The sequence below is a fragment of the Castellaniella sp. genome (genome assembly GCF_049651205.1).
Lineage (GTDB): Bacteria > Pseudomonadota > Gammaproteobacteria > Burkholderiales > Burkholderiaceae_B > Castellaniella.
In genome coordinates, this window is sequence record NZ_JBASBR010000005.1 from 1 (window position 1) to 1,736 (window position 1,736).

Annotated in this window: 2 protein-coding genes; both read left to right on the top strand. The window is 61.3% G+C overall.

The features are described from left to right. Positions 1-460 (top strand): TRAP transporter small permease (locus WA928_RS03485; RefSeq protein ID WP_424299636.1); only part of this gene is annotated, 460 nt, incomplete at its 5' end. Further along, positions 457-1,734 (top strand): TRAP transporter large permease, encoded by a 1,278-nt coding sequence (locus WA928_RS03490; RefSeq protein ID WP_424299639.1) that lies wholly within the window; start codon positions 457-459, stop codon positions 1,732-1,734. The genes WA928_RS03485 and WA928_RS03490, both read left to right, overlap by 4 nt. Positions 1,735-1,736 lie beyond the last annotated feature (2 nt).

Here is a 1,736-nt window from a genome sequence, read left to right on the forward strand (position 1 = left end):
TCAGGTCATCGCCCGCTACGTTTTCAATTACAGCTTTGTCTGGGCGCTCGAGCTCACCATGTATTGCTTTGGCGCGCTCATTTTCCTGGGCATGGCCTACGGCGTGCGCGTGGGGGCCCACATCGGCGTGGATGCCTTCATCCGGATGTTGCCAGCGCGTGCCGCCAACCGCCTGGCCATGCTCAGCACCTTGCTGTGCATGGCGTACGCCGCCATCGTCCTGTATGGCAGCTGGATCTATGTCAGCAAAATCCACATGATCGGCATCATGGCCCAGGATCTGCCCATCGCGCAGTGGATCCCACGTCTGGTGCTGCCTATCGGCTTTATCCTGCTGATCTACCGCTTTGGTGAGGTGCTCTGGCACCTGGTCAGAGGCGACCAGGCATCGCTGCTGGGCGACGAAGTCGCTGACGCGATGAAATACCGTAGTGACGAACCCGAAGGGGATGCCAAATGACCACAATCGTCCTCTTTATCCTGCTGTTTACCTTCATGTTCATGGGCATGCCCGTGGCCGTGGCCCTGGGGCTGTCCTCGCTGCTCACGATCCTGGGCTTTGGACACGATTCCCTGGCCTCGCTCTCGCTCAAGCTCTACGAGACCTCCGAGCACTTCACCCTGATGGCCATCCCGTTCTTTATTCTCGCGGGCGCCTTCATGACCACCGGTGGGGTGGCCAAGCGCATGATCCGCTTTGCCATCGCCTCGGTGGGCCACCTGCACGGGGGCCTGGCCATTGCTTCGGTCATGGCCTGCGTGCTGTTTGCCGCAGTCTCGGGCTCGTCGCCAGCCACCGTGGTGGCAGTGGGCTCGATCGTGATTGCCGGGATGGTGCGTGCGGGCTACAGCCAGTCATTTGCCGCCGGAGTGATCTGCAACGCCGGTACCCTGGGTATCCTGATTCCGCCCTCTATCGTGCTGGTGGTCTACGGGGCAGTCACCGAAACTTCGGTGGGCGCCTTGTTCATGGCCGGCGTCGTGCCAGGCTTGTTGCTGGGCCTGGTGCTGATGGTGGCCATCTATGTGATTGCCCGCATGCGCGGCATGCCCCGCCAGCCACGCGCCAGCATGGCCGAGGTCGTCACCGCAGCGCGCGACTCCATCTGGGGGCTGTTGCTGATCCTCATCATCCTGGGCGGCATCTACGGGGGGGTGTTTACGCCCACCGAGGCAGCGGCCGTGGCGGCGGTGTACGCCTTTTTCATTGCCGTGTTCGTGTACCGCGACATCGGCATGAAACAGGTGCCCGAGGTGCTGATCGATGCCTCGAAGGTGACCATCATGCTAATGTTCATCATCGCCAACGCCTTGCTGTTTGCCCACGTGCTCACCACCGAGCGCATCCCGCAGGCCATCGCCGAGCAGATCATCGCCTGGGATATGAGCGCCTGGCAATTCCTGATCGTGGTCAACGTGCTGCTGCTGGTGGCCGGGGCCTTTATGGAGCCCACCGGCATCATCCTGATCCTGGCCCCGATCCTGTTTCCGATTGCCACGCAGCTGGGTATCGACCCGGTGCACCTGGGCATCATCATGGTGATCAACCTGGAGATCGGCATGGTGACCCCGCCCGTGGGCTTGAACCTGTTTGTCACGGCAGGCATCACCAATATGAGCATCGGCCAAGTCATCAAGGCCGCAGTGCCTTGGTTGATGCTGCTGCTCATCTACCTGGTGTTCATCACCTACGTGCCTATCGTTACCCTCTGGCTGCCAGGCTTGTTTGGCTAAGC